The sequence below is a fragment of the Lactobacillus sp. ESL0703 genome, from assembly GCF_029433435.1.
Taxonomy (GTDB): domain Bacteria; phylum Bacillota; class Bacilli; order Lactobacillales; family Lactobacillaceae; genus Lactobacillus.
Genome location: NZ_JAQTIB010000006.1, coordinates 34,711 through 60,538 on the forward strand (window position 1 = coordinate 34,711; position 25,828 = coordinate 60,538).

The 25,828-nt window shown below is 40.1% G+C and carries 24 protein-coding genes, 1 pseudogene and 1 other annotated feature; all 25 genes and pseudogenes read left to right on the plus strand.

Annotation, left to right across the window (positions count from 1 at the left end):
• Positions 1-5: 5 nt before the first annotated feature.
• A complete protein-coding gene (murC, locus tag PT278_RS07745; protein WP_277131464.1) occupies positions 6-1,322 on the plus strand; it encodes a UDP-N-acetylmuramate--L-alanine ligase in 1,317 nt (438 codons plus the stop codon).
• 131 nt (positions 1,323-1,453) lie between these two features.
• Positions 1,454-4,123, plus strand: coding sequence for a DNA polymerase I (polA, locus tag PT278_RS07750; protein WP_277131467.1), 2,670 nt, complete (start codon positions 1,454-1,456; stop codon positions 4,121-4,123).
• 12 nt (positions 4,124-4,135) lie between these two features.
• Positions 4,136-4,966 (plus strand): bifunctional DNA-formamidopyrimidine glycosylase/DNA-(apurinic or apyrimidinic site) lyase, encoded by an 831-nt coding sequence (gene mutM, locus PT278_RS07755; RefSeq protein ID WP_277131469.1) that lies wholly within the window; start codon positions 4,136-4,138, stop codon positions 4,964-4,966.
• On the plus strand, positions 4,963-5,577 hold the full coding sequence (gene coaE, locus PT278_RS07760) for a dephospho-CoA kinase (RefSeq protein WP_277131471.1): 615 nt from the start codon (positions 4,963-4,965) through the stop codon (positions 5,575-5,577). Before mutM ends, coaE begins: the two co-directional genes overlap by 4 nt.
• The gene (nrdR, locus tag PT278_RS07765; RefSeq protein WP_277131473.1) at positions 5,564-6,043 is read left to right on the plus strand and encodes a transcriptional regulator NrdR; all 480 of its coding nucleotides are present in this window, start codon (positions 5,564-5,566) and stop codon (positions 6,041-6,043) included. Before coaE ends, nrdR begins: the two co-directional genes overlap by 14 nt.
• Positions 6,036-7,385 carry a DnaD domain protein gene (locus tag PT278_RS07770; protein WP_277131513.1) on the plus strand — a complete coding sequence of 450 codons (1,350 nt, stop codon included), beginning with the start codon at positions 6,036-6,038 and terminating at the stop codon, positions 7,383-7,385. The genes nrdR and PT278_RS07770 overlap by 8 nt, the downstream gene beginning before the upstream one ends.
• Before the next feature lie 8 nt (positions 7,386-7,393).
• Entirely contained in the window at positions 7,394-8,293 is a 900-nt protein-coding gene (dnaI, locus tag PT278_RS07775; protein ID WP_277131476.1) for a primosomal protein DnaI, read from the plus strand.
• A 295-nt stretch (positions 8,294-8,588) separates the two neighbouring features.
• Positions 8,589-10,520: a threonine--tRNA ligase gene (gene thrS / locus PT278_RS07780; RefSeq protein ID WP_277131477.1), complete on the plus strand. Its 1,932-nt coding sequence runs from the start codon at positions 8,589-8,591 to the stop codon at positions 10,518-10,520.
• 182 nt (positions 10,521-10,702) lie between these two features.
• Positions 10,703-11,440: an amino acid ABC transporter ATP-binding protein gene (locus PT278_RS07785; protein ID WP_277131478.1), complete on the plus strand. Its 738-nt coding sequence runs from the start codon at positions 10,703-10,705 to the stop codon at positions 11,438-11,440.
• Between the two features lie 12 nt (positions 11,441-11,452).
• On the plus strand, positions 11,453-12,268 hold the full coding sequence (locus PT278_RS07790) for a transporter substrate-binding domain-containing protein (RefSeq protein ID WP_277131480.1): 816 nt from the start codon (positions 11,453-11,455) through the stop codon (positions 12,266-12,268).
• On the plus strand, positions 12,265-12,903 hold the full coding sequence (locus PT278_RS07795) for an amino acid ABC transporter permease (protein ID WP_277131483.1): 639 nt from the start codon (positions 12,265-12,267) through the stop codon (positions 12,901-12,903). Before PT278_RS07790 ends, PT278_RS07795 begins: the two co-directional genes overlap by 4 nt.
• Before the next feature lie 11 nt (positions 12,904-12,914).
• The gene (locus PT278_RS07800) at positions 12,915-13,568 is read left to right on the plus strand and encodes an amino acid ABC transporter permease (RefSeq protein ID WP_277131484.1); all 654 of its coding nucleotides are present in this window, start codon (positions 12,915-12,917) and stop codon (positions 13,566-13,568) included.
• A 129-nt stretch (positions 13,569-13,697) separates the two neighbouring features.
• Positions 13,698-13,809, plus strand: a sequence feature (ribosomal protein L20 leader region).
• 23 nt (positions 13,810-13,832) lie between these two features.
• Complete coding sequence (infC, locus tag PT278_RS07805) at positions 13,833-14,357, plus strand: translation initiation factor IF-3 (RefSeq protein WP_277131516.1); 525 nt, start codon at positions 13,833-13,835, stop codon at positions 14,355-14,357.
• Positions 14,358-14,385: 28 nt separating this feature from the next.
• On the plus strand, positions 14,386-14,586 hold the full coding sequence (gene rpmI, locus PT278_RS07810) for a 50S ribosomal protein L35 (RefSeq protein ID WP_122018520.1): 201 nt from the start codon (positions 14,386-14,388) through the stop codon (positions 14,584-14,586).
• 44 nt (positions 14,587-14,630) lie between these two features.
• Complete coding sequence (rplT, locus tag PT278_RS07815) at positions 14,631-14,987, plus strand: 50S ribosomal protein L20 (RefSeq protein ID WP_277131488.1); 357 nt, start codon at positions 14,631-14,633, stop codon at positions 14,985-14,987.
• Positions 14,988-15,092: 105 nt separating this feature from the next.
• Entirely contained in the window at positions 15,093-15,617 is a 525-nt protein-coding gene (locus PT278_RS07820) for a YqeG family HAD IIIA-type phosphatase (RefSeq protein WP_277131491.1), read from the plus strand.
• A complete protein-coding gene (yqeH, locus tag PT278_RS07825; RefSeq protein ID WP_277131493.1) occupies positions 15,610-16,722 on the plus strand; it encodes a ribosome biogenesis GTPase YqeH in 1,113 nt (370 codons plus the stop codon). The genes PT278_RS07820 and yqeH overlap by 8 nt, the downstream gene beginning before the upstream one ends.
• A 9-nt stretch (positions 16,723-16,731) precedes the next feature.
• A complete protein-coding gene (locus PT278_RS07830) occupies positions 16,732-17,370 on the plus strand; it encodes a nicotinate-nucleotide adenylyltransferase (RefSeq protein WP_277131496.1) in 639 nt (212 codons plus the stop codon).
• Positions 17,363-17,962 (plus strand): bis(5'-nucleosyl)-tetraphosphatase (symmetrical) YqeK, encoded by a 600-nt coding sequence (gene yqeK / locus PT278_RS07835; RefSeq protein ID WP_277131498.1) that lies wholly within the window; start codon positions 17,363-17,365, stop codon positions 17,960-17,962. Before PT278_RS07830 ends, yqeK begins: the two co-directional genes overlap by 8 nt.
• A gap of 10 nt (positions 17,963-17,972) precedes the next feature.
• Positions 17,973-18,320 (plus strand): ribosome silencing factor, encoded by a 348-nt coding sequence (gene rsfS / locus PT278_RS07840; RefSeq protein ID WP_277131500.1) that lies wholly within the window; start codon positions 17,973-17,975, stop codon positions 18,318-18,320.
• 6 nt (positions 18,321-18,326) lie between these two features.
• Complete coding sequence (locus PT278_RS07845) at positions 18,327-19,481, plus strand: nucleotidyltransferase (RefSeq protein WP_277131503.1); 1,155 nt, start codon at positions 18,327-18,329, stop codon at positions 19,479-19,481.
• 2 nt (positions 19,482-19,483) lie between these two features.
• Entirely contained in the window at positions 19,484-20,044 is a 561-nt protein-coding gene (locus tag PT278_RS07850; RefSeq protein WP_277131506.1) for a DUF177 domain-containing protein, read from the plus strand.
• A gap of 154 nt (positions 20,045-20,198) precedes the next feature.
• Entirely contained in the window at positions 20,199-20,912 is a 714-nt protein-coding gene (locus tag PT278_RS07855; protein ID WP_277131508.1) for a response regulator transcription factor, read from the plus strand.
• Complete coding sequence (locus PT278_RS07860; RefSeq protein WP_277131511.1) at positions 20,890-22,452, plus strand: HAMP domain-containing histidine kinase; 1,563 nt, start codon at positions 20,890-20,892, stop codon at positions 22,450-22,452. The genes PT278_RS07855 and PT278_RS07860 overlap by 23 nt, the downstream gene beginning before the upstream one ends.
• Before the next feature lie 527 nt (positions 22,453-22,979).
• Positions 22,980-25,828: pseudogene (locus PT278_RS07865) on the plus strand (hypothetical protein); the annotation flags it as partial.

Here is a 25,828-nt window from a genome sequence, read left to right on the forward strand (position 1 = left end):
ATGAAATGTTAGATAAGAACAAACAAATTTGGTTTATTGGAATTAAGGGTACAGGGATGGCTTCTTTGGCCTTGTTGTTGCACGACTTAGGCTATAAGGTTGCCGGCAGTGATATTACTAAGTACACTTTTACGCAAGTACCGCTAGAAAAAGCTGGGATTGAAGTTGCTGACTTTGCGGCTGCTAATATTAAGCCTAGCGGTCAAATAATTGTTAAGGGTAATGCTTTTAAAGACGATAATGTTGAAGTCAAGGCATGTGAAGATCAGGGTATTACTTGGCAGAGTTATCCTGACACAGTTGAAGAAGTCGTAGCGATGCATACCAGTATTGGTGTTTCTGGAACTCACGGCAAGACTTCGACGACAGGCCTATTAGCTCATGTACTCGGTGAAGCTGCACCAACTTCTTATTTAATTGGTGATGGTGAAGGTAAGGGCGTCCAAGATTCGCGCTTCTTTGTTTATGAAGCCGATGAGTACCGCCGTCACTTCTTGGCTTATCATCCAGATTATCAAATTATGACTAACATTGACTTCGATCACCCTGATTACTTTAAAGATCAGGACGATTATACTTCAGCCTTCCAAACAGCTGCCGATCAAACTAAGAAGGGGTTATTTGTTTGGGGCGGCAACAGTCGTCTGCAAGCTTTAAAGACTAGTATTCCTAAGTATACTTATGGTTTTGAAGACACTGATGACTTCCAAGCAGTTAATATTGACCGGACAACGACTGGTTCAACTTTTGATGTTTTAGCTCATGGTAAAAACATTGGCCGCTTCACAGTTCACTTATTTGGTGACCATAACATTTTGAATACGACGGCAGTTGTGGCGGTTGCTTATACTGAAAAAATTCCGCTAGAAGATATTCAAGAAGGTTTGTTGACTTACAGTGGTGCCAAACGCCGGTTTACTGAAACTGACTACGGTGATATTAATGTAATTGATGATTATGCTCACCACCCAACCGAAATGAAGGCTACCATTCAAGCTGCCCGCCAAAAGTTCCCGGGTAAACGTCTAGTTGTTGTCTTTCAACCGCACACATTTTCACGGACTAAAAAATACGCTAAGGACTTTGAAGAAATTTTGCGTGATGTTGATAAGGCTTATATAACGCCGATCTATGCATCTGCTCGTGAGAGTGCTGGCGATATATCAAGTGAAGACTTAACTGCGCAAATTCCAGGCTCAGAAGTTATTGATTTGGCTAATATTGCTGATTTAACCCAGAACCATGACAGCGTTATTGTCTTCATGGGTGCCGGTGATATACCAAAATACGAAGATGCCTTCGCAAAATTATTGCAAAAATAAAATTAACTAAGAAACTAGTTGCAACGCGACTAGTTTTTTTAAATTATAAGTAAGTCAGTAACCTGCTAGAAGCCATTAAAACTGTTAGAATGGTATGTGAATTAACTGACGAATTAATAACGAGGAGAATTATGGCTAATCAAAAATTACTTTTAATTGATGGTAATTCCGTTGCCTTTCGTGCGTTCTATGCACTTTACCGGCAACTTGAAAACTTCAAAAACGCTGAAGGTCTGCACACTAATGCCATTTATACTTTTAAAAATATGCTGGATGTTCTATTAAAAGACGTTGAGCCAGATTATGTCTTGGTTGCTTTTGATGCCGGCAAGACAACTTTTAGAAATAGCATGTACGATGACTACAAGGGCGGCCGCCAGAAAACACCGCCTGAATTATTGGAGCAGTTACCGTATATTCAAGAAATGCTGCATGATTTAGGGATTGCGACTTATGAACTAAAGAATTATGAAGCCGATGATATTATCGGGACTTTCGCGCGTCTTGGCGAAGAACAAAATATGGCGGTGACAATCGTTACTGGAGATAAGGATTTAACTCAATTAGCTTCAGAAAAGACAACGGTCATGGTAACTAAGTCTGGCGTTTCAGACCTAGAAGCATATACGCCAGAGCACATGAAGGAAATCAATGGCGTGACGCCAACTGAATTTATTGATATGAAGGCACTCATGGGAGACAATTCTGATAATTATCCCGGAGTAACTAAGGTTGGTCCAAAGACGGCTTCACGTTTAATCCAGCAGTATGGTTCAGTTGAGGGACTTTACGAGCATGTAGCTGATATGAAAAAGTCCAAGCTAAAGGAAAACTTAATTAACGACAAGGATAAGGCCTTTTTAGCTAAAAAATTAGCAACCATTAACCGTGAAAGTCCAGTAGCGATTGGTTTAGCAGGTGTTAAGCGGCAAAAGGTTGACCAAGAAAAATTACGGCAGTTTTACGAAAAGATGAATTTTCGTAAATTTTTAAACCAATTGGACACATCAGATACTGCTTCTGGTGAAAATGCGTCTGAAGAAGTTAAGATTGACTATGTTGAACTTACTAAAGAGCGGCTAGAACAAATTAAGGTTGTTGAAGGAGATACTGTCAGCTTTTATTTGGGGATGCTGGGTGCCAATTATCACTTGGCAGAATTTATTGGTTTTGCCCTTAAAATTGGCGAGCAAACCTTTGTCAGCCGGGATGTTGAACTTTTGCAGACCGAGCAATTAAAGCAAATTTTAGAAAATAACGAAATTCAAAAAGATGTCTTTGACCTTAAACGAACAATGGTTGGTCTCAATCGCCTAGATATCCAAGTTCAGGGAATTGATTATGATATGCTGCTGGCATCATACTTAGTTAATAACGAGAATAATTCCAATGACATGGGCGAAGTTTGCCATTTGTATGGTGACTATTCTGTCAAGAGTGACTTTGAAGTTTATGGTAAGGGCAAAAAGGAGCACGTTCCTGATGATGACCAGATTTTATTCAGCCACTTGGCCAGCAAAGCCCAGTCGATTGTTAGGTTGAAGGATGAATTATTAAAGCAGCTCAAGGATCATGAACAGGATGACTTATTTGCCAGTATTGAAATTCCGGTAGCGCGCGTTTTAGCAGTAATGGAAATGAACGGCATTAAGGTACAGGCAGGCACTTTAATTCAACTGCAGAATGAGTTTGCTGTGGAATTGCAAGACCTTGAAAACAAGATTTACCAAGAAGCTGGGGAACGTTTCAACCTTAATTCTCCTAAGCAATTAGGGCATATTTTGTTTGAAAAGATGGGCTTGCCGCCAATTAAAAAGACCAAAACCGGTTATTCAACCTCAGTTGACGTTTTGAACCAGTTAAAAGACCAAAGTCCAATTATTGATGAAATTTTGACTTACCGACAGATTGCTAAAATTCAATCGACTTATGTTAAGGGTCTGCTTGATGTTATTCAAAAGGATAGTCGCGTTCATACGCGCTATTTGCAGACGTTGACGGCAACAGGACGTTTGTCTTCAGTTGATCCTAACTTGCAAAATATTCCGACTAGAACCGAAGAAGGCAAGCAAATCAGAAAGGCCTTCGTTCCAAGCACGCCTGATGGCTACATTTTTTCTTGTGACTACTCGCAAATTGAATTGCGGGTTTTGGCACAAGTTTCTGGTGACGAAAACATGCAGGAAGCCTTTAAGACAGGTTATGATATTCACTCACACACGGCAATGAAGATTTTCCACTTAGATTCTCCAGATGAAGTAACGCCATTAATGCGTCGCCGAGCAAAGGCCGTTAACTTTGGGATTGTTTATGGAATTTCTGATTATGGCCTGTCTAAGAATTTGAACATCAGTCGAAAACAGGCCAAGGAATTTATTGATAATTACTTTGAGCAATATCCGCAAATTCGCGATTATATGGACAAGGCTGTTCAAGAAGCGCGTGAAAAGGGCTATGCCGAAACAATTATGCACCGACGTCGTTACTTACCTGATATTCATGCCAAGAATTTCAATGTGCGGTCGTTTGCGGAAAGAACCGCGATAAACTCACCAATTCAGGGGTCAGCTGCTGATATTATTAAGATTGCCATGATTAATATGCAGAAGAAGTTGGATGAATTACACCTCAAGACAAAGATGGTAGTTCAGGTTCATGATGAGCTGATTTTTGATGTGCCTAAGGATGAACTGGAAACGATTAAGAAGATTGTTCCCGAGGTCATGCAGTCAGCAGTCCAGCTTGATATTCCGCTAATTGCTGATTCCGGTTGGGGTCACAATTGGTATGATGCAAAATAAGGAGAAAAATTAATGCCAGAAATGCCGGAAGTTGAAACAGTGCGCCGTACTTTGCTTCCCTTGATTAAAGGAAAAACAATTAAAGAGATCACCTTGTGGTATCCTAAAATTATTGCCAGCGACCATGATGAGTTTGTCAAACAAGTTACTGGTCAGAAGGTTTTAACCATTGATCGCTATGCTAAGTACTTATTAATTCGTCTAAGTGGCGATTTAACAATTGTGTCGCATTTGCGTATGGAAGGTAAATATCGGCTGACAACAGTTGCCGAACCTAAGGATAAACACGATCACGTGCAGTTTGCCTTTACTGATGATACAGCCTTACGCTATAACGACGTGCGCAAGTTTGGCCGCATGCAGCTGGTTGCAACGGGAACAGAAAAGATTGTCACTGGAATTAGTAAACTTGGTTTTGAACCTAATTCTACCGAGTTTACGGTGGAATTTTTAGCAGCCGGACTTAGCCGCAAGAAGAAAAATATCAAGAGTACTTTGCTTGACCAAACTATTGTTGCCGGGTTAGGCAATATCTATGTTGACGAGGTCTTGTGGGAAACGAAAATTCATCCATTAAGTGTTGCTAGTCAAATTCCTAGGGAAAAAGTGGCAGAACTGCATGACAATATTAACGCGCTAATTACTCTAGCGATTGCTAAGCGTGGTACTACAGTGCATACTTATCTTGATGCTAATGGTGAAACCGGCGGCTTTCAAAAAATGTTGCGGGTCTATGGTCATCAGGGTGAACCGTGCGCGCGCTGTGGCAATTCGCTTGAAAAGATCAAGGTTAATGGTCGAGGGACGACTTTTTGTCCTGAGTGCCAGGTGGTTTACAAATGACTCTAGTGTTGGGCTTAACCGGCGGAATTGCCAGCGGCAAAAGTACGGCAGATGCCTTTTTTAAAAAGCAGCAACTGCCGATTATTGACAGTGACCTGATTGCTCATGATATTTTGAATGTTGGTGAAGCTGGTTATCATCAAGTTGTCCAGCAATTTGGCCGTAATTTTTTAAATCCGGACCAAACGATTAATCGTCATCAGCTTGGCGAAGTGGTGTTCAGTGATCCTAAGCAATTGAGTATCTTGAATAAAATTACCCACCCGTTGATTTTTCAAATAATTCAGACTAAAATTACGCAAAATAAACAAGCTGGTGAGCAGCTGGTTATTCTGGATGCTCCGGTCTTATTTGAATCGGGCGCGCAAAAGTATTGCGACAAGACGTTGCTAATTACAGTTTCTGAAGAAATGCAGATTAAGCGGCTGATGGCGCGTGATGGCTTAACGCGTAAGGCGGCGCTAAATCGGATTAACAGTCAGATGCCACTTGCTAAAAAAGTCAAGTTGGCCGACTATGTAATTACAAATACTGGTACAATAGAAGAATTAGAGGCCCAATTGGCCCAGTTGCTATTTAAATTAAAAGGAGAGAAGAATGGAATGTCCTAATTGTCGGCAAAATGCCTCACGCGTAATTGATTCTCGTCCCAGCGACGAAAATCGGGCGATTCGTCGCAGACGTGAATGTGAAAATTGCGGCTTTCGGTTTACAACCTTTGAACGCATGGAAACGACCCCATTGTTAGTCATTAAAAATGATGGTACAAGGGAGCCGTTCAGCCGTAAGAAAATTTTGCATGGTGTGATGGCTGCTGGGCAAAAGCGTCCAATTACGAGTGCCCAATTTGAACAGCTGGTTGACCATGTTGAAAACAAGGTTAGAAAACAAGGCATCAGCGAAATTTCATCAAAGAAAATCGGGCAAATTGTCATGGACGAATTGGCTGATATTGATGATGTTGCTTACATTCGATTTGCCTCGATTTACCGGGAATTTAAAGATATGTCCAGTTTTATGAAGACCATGGAAGACATGATTGCTAAACGTGAGGAAAAGGGGACTAATGATGTTTGAGACCGCTAATCCCAAACAACCTTTTTTTATTATTAATCAGGTGACGGTTTTCCCGCAGGATCTGCAAGTCTTAATTAAGCTGTACCAACCGCTCGTTGGTGCTAGTGGCATTGCTCTCTACTTAACTTTGATGGCCGATTATGATGCGGCGGCAATTTTATCTGACAGCAAGGGTATTTACCATCTGCAAGAACAGCTTGACTGCAGTTTGAAAGAATTGTTTCAAGCACTGCATAAACTAGAGGCAGTGGGACTTGTTAAGACGCGTATTATTAAGAATAAAATCATGGGGCAAGTGTTGCTGTTTTCTTTAACTTGCGTGCCCACTAGCAGTGAATTTTTTGCGACAGCCCTTTTGGCAAGCTTATTAAAAGAAAAAGTCGGCGTGACAACTTTTCAGTCGTTGAGCCATGCCTTTGCCCGGGAAAATAAGCGCAGTGAAAATCAGGTTAATGGCATGCAGAGTGCTAAGGATGTCTCTGCCTCATTTATGGATGTTTTTCGTTTGCCGGATGAGGAGGCAATTAGTCCCTCGCAAGATGTCCAGCAAGCAGCCCAGGAAAATCAAGCACAGCCGGCTGCTAAGGCCAGTGTTAATGAGCAAGATACGATTGACTGGCAGTTTATGAAAGAGCAGTTTGAAATTTACCAAATTGATTCCAGTGAAATTGATAAAAATCGGGCAGCAATTAGGGGAATAATGCGCACTTATGGCTTGTCGGAGCAGGAATTTGTCGACGAAACTTTGCCCTGCCTGCATGATAGCTATGAGCTTGATATGCCGCTGATTAAGCGGACCATTGCGGAAAATATTCACGCTGAAGGTACACGGAAGAATTTGCAGCAAACACAAGACCAACAAGCCTCAATTCAAGACAATTCTAGTTTGAGCTTGCGTGACCAGCGGATTTTGCAGCTAGCGCAGACGAAGTCGCCGGCGCAATTTTTGTACCGCTTGAAGACTGACAAGCATGACTATGTTGACGCCAGTGAGTATAAGGTGCTGGATAATTTGTATAATCAAAAAGATATTCCAGCAGAATTACTCAATATCTTGACCTATGCCTGCTTAAACAGTGGGCCGTCAGTGTCTTACCGTTTGGCTAATACAATCTTGCATGATTGGCTGCAGCATGGTGTTAAGACAGGCAGTCAGGCTTTAGAATACATGGAAAAGCGCCAGCAGAAGAAGAGTTACTATCCTCGTTATTCGACAAAAGCTAAAAAGGTTGAAAAGGGTACCGACTGGAGTAAGAAGACAGCAGAGCAAAGTACAGATGTTTCTTCTGCCGACTTGAAAAAATTCTTTAAAGATTTAGAAGATAAAAATGGCATGAAGTAGGTGAGTTTATGCAGTCAATTGGTGATATTATTAATAATTTGAATCCGGAAATTGCTAGGAAGCATAATTTGGAACAAATTTACCAGCAGGTTTTGGCGGATGAGAGTATTCAGCAATTTTTGAACCATCACAAGGACCAAATTACTTCCGAAATGATTAAAAAGAGCTGGTCTAACCTCTATGAGTACTATTCGGCTCAGCATAAACAAGACCCAGTAACAGCAGGTTATCGACCTGAATTATTTTTGAATCATCATGCTATTGACTTGCGTTATGTGCCGGATGAAAGCAAAATTGAGCAAAATTTGCGTGCTAATACCAAAAAGCATTTGCACCTGATTAATTTGCCGCAAACTCTGCACGATGTGCGCTTGAGTCAAGCGGATGCAACGTCGGAACGGTCTTCGGCGTTGACAGCTATTGGTAAATTTTTAGCTGCTTATCCCCTAAATCCTCACCAAAAAGGGTTGTACTTATCAGGAAGCTTTGGTGTGGGTAAGACTTACTTATTAGCTGGGTTAGCTAATCAAGTTGCGGCGATGGGCAAGCAGGTGGTCTTTTTACACGTGCCGACATTTATTGCTGGTCTGTCCAGTCATTTTGAAGATAACAGCCTGCAAAAAGAAATTGACCGCGTTAGTCAAGCTGATGTATTGCTATTAGACGATATTGGTGCCGAGACTCTGAGCCAATGGTCACGTGATGACGTGTTGGGCGTAATTCTGCAGGCACGAATGGATAATGTGCTGCCGACCTTTTTCTCATCTAATTTTGCAATGGCGGACTTGGAAGAACATTTCAAAGAGACCAAGAATGCAATTGATCCGATTAAGGCAAAGCGCCTAATGGAGCGTGTACGGACACTCGCCAAAGAGGTAGTAGTGTCAGGTCCTAATCGGCGTCATTAATTTATTTTTAAGCAATTTCTATTAAAAAGTTCTTGCATTTAAATGTCGTTTGCGTATAATTAAGTGCAACGAATGAACATGATGTTGCTTAATTCAGAGAGAAGGACGCTTTTCTGGAAGTCCTTCATGAGCAAGACCCCACTCATTCTACTAATAAAGGTTTTAACAAAGGCTGGATTCCATTATCAATCTTAAGAGAGGGTTAGAGATACTCTAATCTAATTTGGGTGGAACCGCGCTAATATACGTCCCAGTGCTTAATTGCACTGGGACTTTTTTGTTTATGGAGGTAAACATGAGTTTTTCAATTACTTTGCCTGATGGGTCAAACCGTGACTATGACCAAGCTGTTTCAATTGCCGATTTGGCACATGACATTTCAACTTCACTTGGTAAGGCTGCCTTGGCCGGAAAAGTTAACGGCGAATTAAAGCCAGTTGATTACGAATTAAATGATGATGCAGAAGTAGCAATTATTACTGATAAAGATGAAGACGGCTTGAACGTTTTACGTGCAACTGTTGCCTTTGTTTTTGAAGCAGTTGCTAAGAAGGCTTATCCAGAATTACGTTTGGGTGAGCATGATGCAGATAGTGATGGCTTTTTCGTTGACACTGATAAAGAAAACCAAATTAAAATTGGTGAATTACCACAATTAGAAAAGGCTATCCAAAAGGCTGTTAAGAGTGGTGCCAAGATTGAACAAGTAGAAATGTCTAAGAGCGAGTTAGAAGACATCTTTAAAGATGACAAGTTCAAGCTTGAATTGTTAAAGGCTGAAGATGATACAGTTTCTGCATACAAGTTAGGTGACTTCGTTGACTTTGGCTTCAGTGCACTTTTGCCAAATACTGGTAAGATTAAGCAATTTAAGTTGCTCAGTGTTGCTGGTGCATATTGGCAAGGTCAATCTTCTAACCCAATGCTGCAACGGATTTCTGGAACTGCCTTTTTCAAGAAGACTGACCTTGATGCCGACATTAAGCGCCGCGAAGAAATTAAGGAACGCGACCACCGGACAATCGGTCGTGACCTTGACTTATTCTTCGTTGACCCTAAGGTTGGTGCTGGTCTTCCTTACTGGATGCCAAAGGGTGCCACTATTCGCCGCGTGATTGAACGCTACATCATTGATAAAGAAGTTGCTCGTGGTTACCAACACGTTTACACACCAGTATTGATGAACTTGGATGCCTACAAGACTTCAGGTCACTGGGCACACTACCGCGATGACATGTTCCCACCAATGGATATGGGTGATGGCGAAATGCTTGAATTAAGACCAATGAACTGCCCATCACATATTCAAATTTACAAGCACCATATTCGTTCATACCGTGAATTACCAGTGCGGATTGCTGAACTTGGAATGATGCACAGATATGAAAAATCAGGTGCTTTATCAGGTTTGCAACGGGTTCGGGAAATGACCTTGAACGATGGTCACACCTTCGTTACTTTAGACCAAGTCAAAGATGAATTTGCTAGAACTTTGCAATTAATCATGGACGTTTACAAAGACTTTGACATTACTGACTACTACTTCCGTTTGTCATACCGTGATCCAAAGAATACCGAAAAATACTTTGCTAATGATGACATGTGGGAAAGAAGTCAATCAATGCTTAAAGGTGCTATGGATGATATGGGCCTTGACTATGTTGAAGCAGAAGGCGAAGCAGCATTCTATGGTCCTAAGCTTGATATTCAAACTAAGACAGCTTTGGGCAGCGACGAAACCATGTCGACCATTCAACTTGACTTCATGTTGCCAGAACAATTTGACTTAACTTACATTGGTCAAGACGGCGAGGAACATCGTCCAGTTATGATTCACCGTGGAATCGTTGGTACGATGGAACGGTTCATTGCTTACTTAATTGAAATTTACAAGGGTGCATTCCCAACTTGGCTGGCTCCAGTTCAAGTAGAAATTATTCCAGTTAACCTTGATGCTCACGGCGATTATGCTAAGAAGGTTCGCGACGAATTGAACAAGCGCGGCTTCAGAGCAGAAGTTGACTTTAGAAATGAAAAATTGGGTTACAAGATTCGTGAAGCTCAAACCCAAAAAGTTCCTTACACGCTTGTTTTGGGTGATAAGGAAATGGCAGACAATAGTGTCAATGTTCGTCCTTATGGTACCGACAAAGAACTTGCTAAGAGTTTAGACGAATTCATTAAAGAAATTGACGCTGACGTTAAGTCATATTCACGTGAAAAATAAAAAAGATAATTAAGAATTAGAAAACATATTATTAATTTCGGCACTTTTAAATTTAAAAAATCTGTTGGTATTGTCTGTCGAGTTACAAACGTAGTGTAGACGATTGGCTTTACTGGATTTTAGCTAGCTGAGTGTTCAATTTGATACTTAAACTTTCTACTAATATTAATGAGGAGAAATTTATGTCGATGATCGAATTCCGCAATGTGCAGAAATTTTATGGTAAGTTTCATGCTTTACACGATATTAATCTAAAAATTGATCGAGGAGAGACCGTTGTCTTGATTGGTCCTTCTGGCTCTGGTAAAAGTACGTTAATTCGGACAATTAACCAGTTAGAATCAATTGAGGATGGGCAATTAATCGTTAATAATCGCGATTTGTCAGATCCTAAGACTGACGCCAATCTTTTGCGTCGCGACGTTGGGATGGTTTTTCAGCATTTTAATCTTTATGCGAATAAAAATGTTTTGGAAAACATTATGTTAGCGCCGCGAATTGTGAGTCATGTGCCAGAAGCTGAAAATAAGCAGCGAGCACTAGCCTTACTAAAGATGGTTGGTCTAGCTGATAAGGCTGAAAACATGCCGCGTCAGTTATCCGGCGGGCAAAAGCAACGGGTTGCAATTGCAAGGTCTTTGGCAATGCGTCCTAAATTACTGCTCTTTGACGAACCAACATCAGCACTTGATCCAGAAATGATTGATGAAGTGCTGCAGGTTATCAAAAAAGTCACGACAGCTAGTGACATGACTTCATTAATCGTGACGCATGAAATGGGCTTTGCTAAAGAAGTAGCTAACCGCGTGATTTTTATGGATCAGGGTCATATAGTCGAAGATGACGCCAGCCAAGACTTTTTCCAGCAGCCGCAAACTGAACGTGCACAACAATTTTTAAGTAAAATTATTGCGCATTAAGGAGTGACCATCATGAAAAAGAAATTTTGGTTAATTCCGGTTTTGTTTTGTATGTTGTTTTTGTCAGGCTGCCGGCAAAAAGTTGCCGATCAGGCAGTTTTGAAAAATGCGCAAAGCTCCAAGACGATTACTTGGGGCGTAGAAGCAGATATGAAACTCTTTAGTCTGATTGACGTGCGTGACGATGTCCATAAGGGGTTTGAAATTGACCTTGCCAAAGCAATTACTAAGCAGATTTTAGGGCCAAGTGGTCAAGCTAAGTTTGTGACCGCAACTGCTCAATCTCGGATTCCGCTGCTCAAAAATGGTAATGTGGATGCCGTGATTGCCACAATGTCGATCACTCCTGAGCGTAAAAAAGTAATTGACTTTTCTAATTCGTATTTCAATGCGGGCGAGTCCTTGCTCGTGCCAACTAATTCAAGCATTAAAAACGTGCATGATTTGAATGGGAAAACCGTTATTGGAATTGTTGGTGATAATTCTTCTGAAGTAGTTAAAAAGTTTGCGCCCAAGGCAAAAGTAATTGGGATGCAAAACTACGGTCAAGCTGTAAGTGCTTTGAAATCGCACCAAGGTGATGCCTTAGTGTCAGATAATGGGGTGCTGTATGGTTTGGCAGTTGAAAATCCTAGTTTGGTTGTAACTGGCGGTACTTTTACCAAAGAACCGTATGGTATTGCGATTAATAAGCAGCAAAAACCGTTTGAACGGGCTGTTAATCGCGCAATTACCCAGCTGCAGCATAGTGGGGAATACAATCACTTGATTAAAAAATGGTTTGGTCAAGTTCCCGGGTTTAACTACAAGGAGATGTATCAACGATGATTAATATCTTTACCCATTTTGGTAGTCAGCTTTTAGTTGGTCTGGGTTGGACTTTATTATGCAGCTTGATTACCCTAGTTTTTAGTTCAATCATTGGAACAGTACTTGCACTTTTGCAAATGCTGCCGAGCAAATTAGTTCATTTGCTGTGCCGAATCTATATCGAAGTCTTTCGTAATATTCCGTTACTGGTCATTGTAATGTTCTTGTACTTGATTATTCCGTTATACTTCTTTAAAATTAACGGTTTCACTGCAGGGACAATTGGCTTGACGCTCTACACGTCAGCATTCATTGCCGAGATTATCCGCTCTGGAATTCAGTCAGTTGAATCGGGCCAGCTGGAAGGTGCCCGTTCTACAGGAATGACTTATTGGCAGGCAATGCGCTATGTGGTTTTGCCGCAAGCTTTTAAAATCGTTATTCCATCTCTTGGCAATCAATTTGTCAATTTGATTAAGGATTCTTCTATTTTGGCCTTTGTGGCTGGGTTTGATTTGCTTTATCAGGCCAATGCGATTGCATCGAAGACATTTGATACAATCAATAGTTATTTGGTGGTCGGTATATTGTACTTACTTTTAACAATGCCATTAAGTTACTACATGCATTATTTAGAAAAGAAATTAAGCTAGGAGGAAGAGCGATGCAAATTTGGACTAATGCTTTTTCGTGGATTAATATTCGCTTTTTATTACTTGGATTAAGGGTTACACTGTATATTTCCCTAATTGTGATGGTTTTGAGTTTTATTATTGGCTCATTAATGGGAATTTTACGGTTTGCTAAAATCAAGTACGTTTCGGCAGTTGTCGGCTTTATTGTTGATCTGGTCAGAAACTTGCCGTTATTACTAATTATTTTCTTTACTTATTTTGGCTTGCCTAACTTTGGCTTTCGCCCCGATGTTGTTCCGGCAGCAATCATTGCGATGACAGTTTTTGAATCTGGAATGATTGCAGAAATTGTGCGTTCGGGAATTCAATCGGTAGCAACCGGACAAATGGAGGGTGCACGTTCGACAGGGATGAATTTTGCCCAGACAATGTGGCATGTGGTCTTGCCGCAGGCATATAAACACATGATTCCAACGCTTGTCAGTCAATTAGTATCGTTAATTAAAGATACGTCACTAGCAACAATCATTGTTGTTCCTGAAATGACGCAGCAAGCGCAAATTGTTTACGGTCAAAATGCTAACTTCACATTGCCGATGTTTGTGGCTCTGGCGCTACTTTATTTTGTGGTTTGCTTTACTTTGTCGATAGTGGGCAATCTAGTTGGTAAACAGTTAAATTGATTTTGAATAGAAATGCATTCAGATGATTAGTTTTAATCATACTGGGTGCATTTTTTACTTAAATATCGAAAAGTTATCGTCAACTTATTGACAAGAATGCCGCAGCAGTACTATAATAATTTATTAGTTGAGAACAAGAAGAAGCTCCCGCTTCTCGCCTAAGTTAAGTTGACCTCTGGGCTAATCGATATTTTCTGTTGATTATGGGCGGGTAACTTAATACCCGTCCTTTTTCTTGTCCTCAAATTAACACGGAGGTGAAGAATTATACCAAGGAATTTAATATTAAACGATCAAATTCGTTCACGCGAAGTTCGTTTAATTAATGCAGATGGTGATCAAGTTGGTGTAGTAACTAAGACTGAAGCATTACGGCAAGCAAGTGTTGCGAATTTAGATTTAGTTCTGATTTCGCCTAATGCTAAGCCACCAGTTGCTCGCATCATGGACTATGGTAAGTACCGTTTTGAACAACAAAAGAAACTCAAAGAGTCTCGTAAGAAGTCCAAGACTGTCAGTGTTAAAGAAATCCGTTTAAGTCCAACCATTGAAGGTAACGACTTTAACACTAAGTTAAAGCACGCGCAAAAGTTCCTCACTAAAGAGGGCGCTAAGGTTCGTGTTTCGATTCGGTTCAGAGGTCGTGCAATCACCCACAAGGAATTAGGACGTGAAGTGCTGGAGAAGATGGCTGAAGCCACTGCGGATATTGCTACTGTGATTAGCAAGCCGAAGATGGAAGGTCGTTCAATGTTCTTGATACTCGCTCCTAAGAGTGACAAAAAGTAAAAACTAGTTAATTTGGAGGAATTGAAAAATGCCTAAAATGAAAACCCACCGCGCTTCTGCAAAGCGTTTCAAGAGAACAGCTTCTGGTGAATTAAAGCGTCATCACGCATTTACTGGCCACCGTTTCCACGGTAAGACCAAGAAGCAACGTCGTCATTTGAGAAAGGCTGCATTAGTTTCACGCAGCGACTTGAAGCGCATCAAACAGATGCTCTCTCAAATGCGTTAATTATCAAGTTAGACGAGAACAACGATATTTAGGAGGAATTTCAGATGCCAAGAGTTAAAGGTGGAACAGTAACACGTAAACGTCGTAAGAAGGTTATGAAGCTTGCCAAGGGTTACCGTGGCGCAAAGCATATGCAATTTAAGGCTGCAAGTACACAATTATTTGTATCTTACAGATATGCATTCCGTGACCGTAGAAGACGTAAGAGCGAATTCAGAAAGTTATGGATTGCCAGAATCAATGCTGCAGCAAGACAAAATGATATTTCATATTCTAAGTTAATGCACGGCTTGAAAGTAGCTGGTGTTGACATTAACCGTAAGATGTTGGCTGACATTGCTTATAACGATTCAAAGACTTTTGCACAATTAGCAGAAACTGCTAAAAAAGCTTTAAATTAATTCAAAAATGGCGCTTATGGCGCCGTTTTTTTATGTCAAAATTTATGACCTTGACGCTATTTTTTGATATATTAGACTAAGAATATGCTAGAAAAGGGGAGCCAGATGATATTCAGGCCACGTTACACAATTGATACAATCTATCATTTAGATACTGATGTACTTCATGAAATGGATGTTAAGGCAGTGTTCTCGGATTTAGATAACACGCTCATTGCATGGAATGAGTTTGAGACGGCTAAGAAAATGGATCAGCTCAATCGCAGACTGGCTGCTGCCGGTATCACGCTAGTTGTTATTTCGAATAATAATGCAGCTAGAGTTGGGAAGGTACTTAACCCGTATCATATTGAGTTTGTTGCCAAAGCCAAAAAACCGATGCCTTTTGCAATTACGAAGAAGCGGCAGGAAATGGGTTTGACTAAGAAGCAGGTCATGATGGTTGGTGACCAGCTAATCACCGATATTCAAGCCGGTAACTTGGCTGGTGTTGAATCGGTACTAGTTAAGCCATTAATTGAGACAGACAAGTGGAATACACGGATTAACCGCTTTTTTGAAAAAATTATCTTTTTCTTTTTAGCAATTTCTCACCGTGTAACTTTTAAGGAGACATTAAAAAATGGATGATATTATTTGTATCGGTTGTGGCGCCAAGCTGCAATCTGATGACCCCAAAGAAGCCGGTTACTTACCAGCTTCGCGACTTAAAAAGGCACTTGAAAGTGAAGACGAGGCGGATGACCTGTATTGTCAACGCTGCTTTCGGCTAAGACACTATAATGAAATCATGCCGGTTGATGTTGATAACGATGACTTTTTGGCACTGCTCAACTCTCTAGCTGAAAAGAAGGCATTAATAGTTAATGTTGTTGACTTGTTTGACTTTACTAATTCACTCTTATCATCAATGAAACGTTTTGTCGGTGATAATGAGTTGATTTTAGTCGGCAACAAGTTTGACCTGTTTCCACTTAATTCACGCGAAAGTAAAATCAAAGATTGGATGCGGCAGGAAGCAAACCGGGTTGGCTTGTTTCCAAAGAAGATTTTCTTAGTCAGTGCTGCCAAAAAGAAAAATTTGACTGAGTTAATTGCTTATTTAGATAAAAAATCACGCAATGAAGATGTTTATTTTGTTGGGATGACTAATGTTGGTAAATCTACGCTATTAAACGCAATTGTTGACAAGATGGGCGACATCAAGAATTTAATTACGACATCACGTTTCCCAGGAACAACACTTGACCGAATTGAAATTCCATTAGAAAATGGCCATTTTTTGGTTGATACACCGGGAATTATGTCGGAAAATCAGTTAGCAACTCACCTTAATCCGCAAGATTTGGCTGCAATTTCACCGCAAAAGCCGCTTAAGCCAGCTACTTACCAGTTAAAGCCGGGTAATACGCTATTTTTGGCGGGTCTGGGCCGGATTGATTACTTAAAGGGTGAGCCAACCAGCTTTACGGTTTATGTTGCCCGTGACTTGTATGTTCACCGGACAAAGACAGAGAATGCGGATGAGTTTTACCAAAAGCATGTAGGCGACTTATTAACGCCTCCGTCAGAGGGTGAAAATTTGCCGGCACTTAAGGGTCAAGAAATGCATACGGCTTATAAGAGTGACGTCTTATTTGGTGGAATTGGTTTTATTACAGTTCCAGCTGATTGTTTAGTTAAAATATACACGCCTGATAAGATTGGATTGGGAATTAGACGCGCGTTAATTTAGAGGCGAAGAATGACGTTTGCAAAAAGTATTGAAAAAAAGCCGATAATTCAAGTTGAAGAAGAAGAAATTACGCAAGCTCATGGACTACAGATTGGGATTATGGGCGGCACCTTTAATCCGGTTCACTTAGCCCATTTGGTGGTTGCCGAACAGGTTCTGACGAAGCTGCATTTGGATGAGATTTGGTTTATTCCAACTAATATTCCGCCTTTGAAAGATAAGCCGACTGTAGCTGCAGAAGATCGGGCAAATATGCTAGAATTAGCAACCCAGGATAATCCGCGCTTTCGGGTGAAGTTATTCGAATTGCTTCGCGGCGGTGTTTCTTATACAGTTGATACGCTGACTTATTTGCATGAAAAAGCACCACAAAATCATTATTATTTGATTATGGGCAGCGATCAGGTGAATAATTTAGGTGAATGGAAAGAGCCGCTTAAGTTAGCCCAATTGGCAACTTTGGTTGGCATTAGGCGTCCTGGTTATGAGCAAAAGCCGCAACTGCCAATGATTTGGGTTGATGTACCAGCAATTGACATCAGCTCAAGTTTAATTAGGCAAACAATTACAATGGGTGGTTCAATTAGATATTTAGTTCCAGAATCAGTGCGCGATTATATTCATCGAAAGGGACTGTATTATGACTGATTTATTTTTTGCCAACACTTATTCACCGCTATCAAGTCAGGAAATTATTGCTAAAGAAAAAGCTAACATGGATGCACCACGATTTGCGCATTGCGTGCGTGTTAGTCAAACAGCACAAAAATTGGCTCGTCTTAACCATTATGATGAGGATAAGGCAGCTTTAGCCGGCTTTGTTCATGATTATGCTAAACAGGTACCTGTTTCTGAATATCGTGAAGTGATTAAGACGCAGGGCTTTGACCAAGACCTTTTAAATTGGAATCGGGCAATTTGGCACGGAATTGTTGGGACTTACTTTATTAAACGTGACTTGCAAATTACTGACAGTGAAATTCTGACAGCAGTTGACCGGCATACAACTGGTGATGTCGAAATGACAACTTTAGATAAGATTGTTTTTATGGCAGACTTTATTGAGCCAGGACGAGATTTTCCGGGTGTCGAAGAAGCGCGTCAGGTTACGTTTGCCAATTTAGATGCTGGTGTAGGCTATCAGTTAGCGCACAGTCTCAGTTTTTTAGCTGAAAAAAGAAATAAGATTTATCCCCGCACTTTTAAGGCTTATAACGTGTGGAGTATTAAAGATAATTAAGGAGAAAAATTTGACTAGTAAAGAAATTTTAGCTTTTGTATTAAAAGCGATCAGCAACCGTCATGGTGAAGATACAATTGCCTATGACATGCAAGGAATTAGTATTTTGGCTGATTATTATGTTGCAACTAGTGCTGGCTCAAATCGCCAGCTGCACGCGATTGCCAATGCAATTGTTGATGAAGCGCACCAGGCTGACTACTATGATTACCGCATTGAAGGGTCAAGCGAGTCTAACTGGCTATTACTTGATTTAGGCGATGTCGTTGTCAATGTCTTTACCGAAGAAGCACGCGATTTTTATAATGTTGAAAAATTGTGGTCAGAAGGTAAGCAATTAGAAATAAAGGAAGACTAGCTGACAATGAGTGTAGTGGGGATTATTGCCGAATTTAATCCATTGCACAGTGGCCACGAATTTTTGTTAAATCAGGCACGGCTGCTGGCCGGCAGTAAAGATCCGATTGTGGTTTTAATGTCGGGGAATTATGTTCAACGTGGCGAAATGGCCATTATGGATAAGTGGTCACGGACGCAGGCTGCGTTAAATAGTGGGGCTGATCTTGTTTTTGAAATGCCTTTTTCTACTTCGGTTGAACCTGCCGATCTTTTTTCACTGGGAAGTATTAATCAACTAGCTAAATTAGGTGTTAGTGATTTGATATTTGGTGTGGAAGATGCAACGCTTAACTTTGCTTATCTTGGCAGTAAAATCGCTGAAATTCCGCCAAATCACATGAATTTTAACGATTATAGCCAGACATATTCAACTCAATATAACGAAATGGTTGCCCGTGAAGTAGGCTATGAAGTCAGCCAGCCAAATGCAATTTTGGGTTTAGCTTATGCGGTTGCCAATTATAACTTGGGAACGCCACTTACTTTGCATCCAGTTAATCGAATTGGCGCAGGGCATGATGACTTACTGCAGCGAGAAGGTGTGGTTCAGAGTGCCAGTGCAATTCGGAATATTATTTTGCACCAAAAAACAGGAGCGGAACTGGAACAATGGCTGCCTAAGTCTGAAGTAGCGCAACTTTACCAGCAGCCGGTTTATCCTAATTGGAATTTACTGTTTCCGTTTTTGAAGTATCGCCTTGAGTCTTCTTCAGTTGAAGAATTGCGGCAAATTTATCAGATGAGCGAAGGACTTGAATATAAAATGAAGCAAGAAATTCATCGAGCACGTAATTTTACGGAATTCTTGCGCTATATTAAGTCTAAGCGGTATACTTATTCACGCTTGCGTCGACTAAGCTTGTATACTTTATTAAATGTTACTCAAGATGATATGCTCGATAGCTTTAATCATGAATCATTATTTTTGCTTGGTTATAGCAAGTTGGGCCGCCGTTATCTAAAAAAAATCAGAAAAAATACAACTACTGACATTATTTCAAAAGTTGACCAGAAAAATACACGTACGGGGTCAATGCACTTACAATTGCGTGTTGATCGCTTGGTTGAGCAAATTTTGCAAGTTGACCAAAACTTTGGTCGTAGACCGTTGGAGGTTTAAGGATGTTTACGATTAGTTTTTCGCAGGTAGAAAATAGCAAATCGCCGCTAATGCATATTGAACGTGAAGTTACAATGCGGCCGGAATTTTTAGAGCGTAGCCAGAAGCTGCTATATAAGGTGGAGAATGTTCATCTAGTTGGCGATGCTTTTTACAGCGAGCCATATGTTACCTGTGATTTGCATGTAACAGCTGATTTAGTTGTACCGTCAAGTCGAAGTTTGGCACCCGTGAATTACCACGAAGATTTTCATTTTAGTGAAAATTATTCTGAGGATCAGGTAGCTAAAGAAGAATTAGAAGCAAGTGAAACACCAATTGTGCAGATTGAGAATGATCAAATTGATTTGCAAACGGCAATTGAGGATAATTTGCTGCTGCATATTCCAACGACGATTTTGACGCCTGAAGAAGAGGACCAAGATATTTATCCAGAAGGTCAAGGTTGGGCCGTTATTTCAGAAACTGAATTTGATGAAGGCAAAAAGAATCAGGTTAATCCGGCGTTTGCTAAGCTAAAAGAATTATTAGACCAAAAGGACAACCAGCAAGATAAAGATTAATTAAATTGAATATTTTAAGATAATTAAGGTTGAGGTAACTTAGGTGCTTAAGCTTGTTTTGTATGCTTTTTTACAGTATCCTTTAGTTATTAAATTAAGTTTAAAAATATTTTAGTTTTTGGTGTGAATAATAATTTTAAAAGGGATGAATAAGATGGCAAAGATATTAATAATTGAAGATGAAAAAAATTTAGCTCGTTTTGTCGAGCTAGAATTAAAACATGAAAAGTATGAAACAGTTGTTGAAGGTAATGGCCGTAAAGGACTAGAAACGGCATTAAATGAAGACTTTGATGCTATTTTACTTGACCTAATGCTGCCAGACTTAAACGGCTTAGAGATTGCTCGGCGTGTTCGTCAGGTTAAGACAACACCGATCATCATGATGACAGCTCGTGATTCTGTAATTGATCGTGTTTCAGGTTTGGATCACGGTGCCGATGATTACATTGTTAAGCCGTTTGCAATTGAGGAGTTATTAGCTCGTCTTCGTGCAGTTTTACGCCGGGTTAAGATTGAAAAAGAAGCTTCTGATGACACAATTGAAAAGAAGGTCATCAAGTTTAAAGATATGACAATTGAAACAGCTAACCGTATTGTTCGTCGTGGTGATGGCAAGACTGTTGATTTAACTAAGCGGGAATACAACTTGCTCATGACATTAATCAAGAACAAGAATAATGTTGTCAGCCGGGATCAATTACTTGCTAAGATTTGGGGACCTGGCTCAAACATTGAAACTAATGTTGTGGAAGTCTATGTTCGTTACCTTCGTAATAAGATTGATGTACCAGGACAACCATCATATATCAAGACCGTTCGTGGTACTGGATATATGGTAAGAGATGAAGATGATGAAAAGAACTAAGCAGCAAGATCAAAATAAAAAGGGGACCAAGCACTCGTCGCTAATTGTACGGTGGATTAGTATCGTCAGTTTGACGATTATGGTCTCCTTTATTGTATTTTCAGTAGTTATTTATACGTTTGTTGGTCAGCAATCAATTGGTCAGCAGAAGGAAACTTCTAACCAAATGGTTGTGCAGCTGAATGGTAACTTGAGTTCCATTCCAACCGAACTGCAAATTGCCAATGTTGTGCCTGCACTAACACCTTCTGCTAAAAAAGTCCTGCAGGGTGATCCGGTAATTAGTCAGGATGGCCGCTCAACTAATGCTTTCAATGATAATTTACTGTCGTCATTAACTAATCCAGATTTGAACGTGGTCGTCTATAATTTGCAGCAGGAAGATGTTTTTGACAATGGCAGTGAAGATATGATTCCTGCATTTAAAAACTTTAAGGGTGAATATAAGCAGGAACAGACTTTTCGTAATCATCGCCAGGTGCTAATTACATACCAAAAGGTACGCTCGATTAGGACTGGTAAGTTAACTGGGTATATTGTTGTTCTTAATCGGATGTCGTATTACAACGGTCTGATGAAAAATTTGCTCAAATGGATGGTGCGGATCTCAATTATTGCAATTGTATTGTTTACGGCAATTGCCTTTATTATTGTGCTTGATATTGTGAAGCCGATTAAGGAAATGTCTAAGGTGGCACGTGAAGTTAATGATGATCCGAATAGCACCGCACGGATTGCTGATTTTCATCGTCATGACGAACTGCAAGAATTGGCAGTGTCCTTTAATCAAATGTTGGATCGAATGCAGCGCTATATTGACCAGCAAAAGGAGTTTGTTGGGGATGTCTCGCATGAGTTGCGCACACCTGTGGCAGTAATTGAGGGTCATTTAAATATGCTTGAGCGTTGGGGCAAGGATGATCCTGAGATTTTGAATGAATCAATTAAGGCATCACTGCAAGAAGCAAAACGGATGCAGCATTTAATTCAAGAAATGCTGGACTTAACGAGAGCTGAGCAGATTAATGTGCAATATCCTAATGCGGTGACCAAGGCTTCTGAGGTTTTAAATCGAGTTGTCAGCGATCTGTCACTGGTTCATCAAGACTTTACTATCAGCCTTGACATGGATGATCTACCGCAGGATACAGAAATTCAAATTTATCAGGGACATTTGGAGCAATTGCTTGTAATTCTAATTGATAATGGTATTAAATATTCAACTGATCGCAAGCAGATGAATGTTTCTGCCGGACTTTCACAAGATGAGGTCAATATTATTGTGCAAGACTTTGGTGAAGGGATTTCTAAGGTCGATCAGGACAAGATTTTTAATCGCTTTTACCGGGTGGATAAGGCTCGTACTAGAGAAAAAGGTGGTAATGGTCTGGGCTTGTCAATTGCGCAGAAGCTGGTTACCAGCTACCACGGTAAAATTAGTGTTGAATCCGTTGAGGGACAGGGTAGTCAATTTAAAATCGTCTTTCCAGCGCTAACTAAGCAGCAGGCAGCTAAGTTGCGTAAACGTGATGATAAATGATATTAAATAATTGGTAAATGTAACAAAAATTAAATAACATTAAAAGCATTATAGGCTATTACAAGAATTAGCTTATAATGCTTTTTTATTTATTTTTATTTTTATATATTTTTTTAAAATATTTTTCAAAATTATCTTTATATATAATCATCATATATGTTATTTAAATAAAATTAAGTAATTACATGGTTTTCAGAAATAAATCAAAAGAAGAAAAACTGTTGTACATAAATGTTATTTAATAAAATTGTTATTAATCAAAACTACTATTGTGCAAGAATTGCCATTGAATTTATTAAATTAATTATTATAATAGTTACAGTTAGGTCATTAATATGTGACTTATAAAAAGTGTTTAGTAAAAGTGATTGTTATCAAAAAGATAACAGATAATGTGGTTTTATGATTATTGCTAGAGATAATAGTAAAGCTACTTTTTCAGGTCTAATTAGGATTAATGTAAGTTAGTGCTAAATGGGTAACCGTCATGAAATCCGGGTTAACTATTATTAAGTTAGGTGTATAAGATGGTAAATTCAGATCAAAAGAAAAAGTTAGAGAAGGAAATAGTTGAAAAGGAGAGAATTGATAAGGCGAAAGCATTTAGACGTAATTTATTAGTTGCAGGTACTGCCGGAATCGGTGGTATTTTAGGCGGTCTATTGAATTCACCGCAAGTTGCCCATGCGGCAACTACAGTGCCTAAGGTCAAGACAAGCAGCTATGAACATTTATTGGTTAATGCCAACTCGGCAGAAATTCCCGCTTCACAAAGTGCAGCCCAGTTAAGCACGACGAAGACTAAGGAAGCAATTAATTCCAATAGTAATGCAGAAGCAGTCAGCCAAGAACAAACGAAGGCTGCTCAAAGTCAGGCAGTCAAGACAACTGACGAAACAAAGACGCAGAGTTCAGCTGCTAAAACTAAGACAACAGCTAGTTCACAGGCAGTCAAGACAGAATCAGCTTCAACAAGTGCAACTAGTCAAGCAAGTCGGGCACAAGAAGTTGTGCAATCGCAAGCAGCTAAAGAAACTAAGGAAACCGTAAGTTCACAGGTTAATGTGCAGGATGAGTACGACATTAATTCAGAGGCTAATTCAATTGCCAATGATTTTACCAATACTAGTGCCAACCATTCATCACTGACGGATTATGTATCTAATTCACAGTCGAAGAGTTTTGCCAATAATACTAGTGATACTTCCGCATCCAGGAGCTTGACGGATAAGAGTTCGTTAGCAGCTTCTTTGGCTAATTCATTGGCCAGCAGTATGGATGCCAGTCAAACATCACAAATTAATGCCGATGGTAATGATATTGTTGATAGCGTGACAATTGCAGGAAATTCATCTAATGCTTCTGATAACTTGCAAGATGATTCTGGCTTTATTTCAGGCGCAAATTTTACCAGTAACTCATTCCAAAGTATGGTAAGCAATAGTTATTCGCGTTCGGCGAGTTTAGCTAGTGATGCCGCGCAAAGTTTTGCCAATAGTTTGTCTAGATCAAACACGATTAGTAAAATGAGCAGTGAGAGCATCAGTTTGTCAGTTTATAAGAATAAGAGCTTTGCCAACTCAGATTCGCAAAGTGTTGGAATTAGTCAAGCTGAAAGTATTAGTGCTTCAAATGCTAGTCAGAGCAGTTTCGATGATTCAAATAGTGTATCGATCAGTAAATCAGTGAGCGCATGGTACCTGTCTGCTAGTCAAAACGTAATAGATGAAAGTCGCAATGCTTCCTCATTGAGTCTAGAGGATAGCCAGAATATTTCGACAGTTGCTTCGCAATCATATTCATTCTCAATTCATGCGTCACTGAGAAAATCGACTGACATGAGCGTCTCAAACTCAGCCGCAACTTCGGCAATTACTAGTATGAAGGCCGAAGTCTTCAAACTGAGTCAGTCAATTAGTATTAGTAATTCGCTTAAGGATTCACAATTGACTAGTTTGAGTAATGTTTCGCTGGCAGCTTCGGAAAGTATTTCTAATAGTATTAATGCCAGTTTAAGTGCTTCCGAAGTAACAAGTAAGAATTATGCTTCGACAGTTTCACGTTATTTGGAGTTGAGCAACAGTAACTCTTCAATGCACGCTGTTGTTTCGAACAAGAACTCGAAATACGCCGCAAGTGCTTCAGCTGCAAGTGCCGCTTCAATTAGTGCCAGCTTGGCTGAATCGCAGAGTAAGATCGCGGTAATTTCTAAGTCAAATTCCGAAAGATTAGCAGCCAGTTCTCAAGCATCAAACGCAGCTTCACTTGCCTTAAGTAAGAACATAGCTGATTATAATTCAGCTTCAGCTTCAGCTGGCAGCTATATTAATTCGGCTAGTCTGTCGGCAAGTAAGAACAGCACGAGCATGAATGAAAGCATGACTTCAGAGACTAGTCGGCTGCATGCGTCATTGACTTCACGGGGGCAACAATTGTCCGCCAGCATGCAAAACTCCTTGTCAGAAGCTGGTAGTTTATCAGATGCCGCAACGCACTCCGAAATTGAAAGCTTGTTAATCGACAACTCGCAAATGAGTCAGAGCGAAAGCCAATCGATGGTTAACAGTGCCAATAATAGTGGTTCAATCAGTGACAGCAATAGTAAAGTCATTGCCGACAGTCAAAGCCGAAGCTATAGTAAATCGCTTAGTGACAGTAACTCAGTTGCAAGTAGTGCCAGCGAAAGCTACAGTGCTTCATTAAGTAAGAGTAATTCAACAGCCGTTAGTCAAAGCAACAGTATCTCCAAGAGTTTACAGGATTCATTTGCCTCAGCCATTAACGCCTCAGGCAATTCGAATGCCGAGGAAAGCTTGAGCAATAGTAAATCATTGAGTCAAAGCAATTCCAAAGTTGCAAGTGCCAGCGAAAGCTTTAGTACTTCCATTAGTGACAGTAACAGCGTTGCTAGCCAAAGTACTTCAAAGAGTCAAAGTACGAGTAAGTCGATAGCTGACAGTGCTAGCCAAAGTTACAGCACTTCATTAAGTCAAAGTAATTCAGCAGCTGTTAGCCAAAGCAATAGTATTTCTAAGAGTCTGCAGGATTCATTTACTTCAGCCATCAACGCTTCAGGTAACTCGAATGCTTCAGAAAGTCAAAGTACTAGTTACTCATTGAGTCAAAGTAACTCAAAGATTAACAGTGCCAGCGAAAGCTTCAGTACTTCAATTAGTGACAGTAACAGCGTTGCTAGTCAGAGTACTTCGAAGAGCCAAAAGGATAGTAAGTCAACAGCTGATAGTGCGAGTGAAAGCTATAGTACCTCAATCAGCGATAGTAACAGTGTTGCCAGTCGCAGTACTTCAATCAGCCAAAGTAACAGTAAGTCATTGGCTGATAGCCAAAGCCAAAGTTACAGCACGTCATTAAGTCA

What these genes read in the sequence shown, in the direction of transcription:
- murC (WP_277131464.1), top strand. Translation starts at nt 6, where the DNA reads ATGTTAGATAAGAACAAACAAATTTGGTTTATTGGAATTAAGGGTACA.
- polA (WP_277131467.1), top strand. Translation starts at nt 1,454, where the DNA reads ATGGCTAATCAAAAATTACTTTTAATTGATGGTAATTCCGTTGCCTTT.
- mutM (WP_277131469.1), top strand. Translation starts at nt 4,136, where the DNA reads ATGCCAGAAATGCCGGAAGTTGAAACAGTGCGCCGTACTTTGCTTCCC.
- coaE (WP_277131471.1), top strand. Translation starts at nt 4,963, where the DNA reads ATGACTCTAGTGTTGGGCTTAACCGGCGGAATTGCCAGCGGCAAAAGT.
- nrdR (WP_277131473.1), top strand. Translation starts at nt 5,564, where the DNA reads ATGGAATGTCCTAATTGTCGGCAAAATGCCTCACGCGTAATTGATTCT.
- PT278_RS07770 (WP_277131513.1), top strand. Translation starts at nt 6,036, where the DNA reads ATGTTTGAGACCGCTAATCCCAAACAACCTTTTTTTATTATTAATCAG.
- dnaI (WP_277131476.1), top strand. Translation starts at nt 7,394, where the DNA reads ATGCAGTCAATTGGTGATATTATTAATAATTTGAATCCGGAAATTGCT.
- thrS (WP_277131477.1), top strand. Translation starts at nt 8,589, where the DNA reads ATGAGTTTTTCAATTACTTTGCCTGATGGGTCAAACCGTGACTATGAC.
- PT278_RS07785 (WP_277131478.1), top strand. Translation starts at nt 10,703, where the DNA reads ATGTCGATGATCGAATTCCGCAATGTGCAGAAATTTTATGGTAAGTTT.
- PT278_RS07790 (WP_277131480.1), top strand. Translation starts at nt 11,453, where the DNA reads ATGAAAAAGAAATTTTGGTTAATTCCGGTTTTGTTTTGTATGTTGTTT.
- PT278_RS07795 (WP_277131483.1), top strand. Translation starts at nt 12,265, where the DNA reads ATGATTAATATCTTTACCCATTTTGGTAGTCAGCTTTTAGTTGGTCTG.
- PT278_RS07800 (WP_277131484.1), top strand. Translation starts at nt 12,915, where the DNA reads ATGCAAATTTGGACTAATGCTTTTTCGTGGATTAATATTCGCTTTTTA.
- rpmI (WP_122018520.1), top strand. Translation starts at nt 14,386, where the DNA reads ATGCCTAAAATGAAAACCCACCGCGCTTCTGCAAAGCGTTTCAAGAGA.
- rplT (WP_277131488.1), top strand. Translation starts at nt 14,631, where the DNA reads ATGCCAAGAGTTAAAGGTGGAACAGTAACACGTAAACGTCGTAAGAAG.
- PT278_RS07820 (WP_277131491.1), top strand. Translation starts at nt 15,093, where the DNA reads ATGATATTCAGGCCACGTTACACAATTGATACAATCTATCATTTAGAT.
- yqeH (WP_277131493.1), top strand. Translation starts at nt 15,610, where the DNA reads ATGGATGATATTATTTGTATCGGTTGTGGCGCCAAGCTGCAATCTGAT.
- PT278_RS07830 (WP_277131496.1), top strand. Translation starts at nt 16,732, where the DNA reads ATGACGTTTGCAAAAAGTATTGAAAAAAAGCCGATAATTCAAGTTGAA.
- yqeK (WP_277131498.1), top strand. Translation starts at nt 17,363, where the DNA reads ATGACTGATTTATTTTTTGCCAACACTTATTCACCGCTATCAAGTCAG.
- PT278_RS07845 (WP_277131503.1), top strand. Translation starts at nt 18,327, where the DNA reads ATGAGTGTAGTGGGGATTATTGCCGAATTTAATCCATTGCACAGTGGC.
- PT278_RS07850 (WP_277131506.1), top strand. Translation starts at nt 19,484, where the DNA reads ATGTTTACGATTAGTTTTTCGCAGGTAGAAAATAGCAAATCGCCGCTA.
- PT278_RS07855 (WP_277131508.1), top strand. Translation starts at nt 20,199, where the DNA reads ATGGCAAAGATATTAATAATTGAAGATGAAAAAAATTTAGCTCGTTTT.
- PT278_RS07860 (WP_277131511.1), top strand. Translation starts at nt 20,890, where the DNA reads ATGAAGATGATGAAAAGAACTAAGCAGCAAGATCAAAATAAAAAGGGG.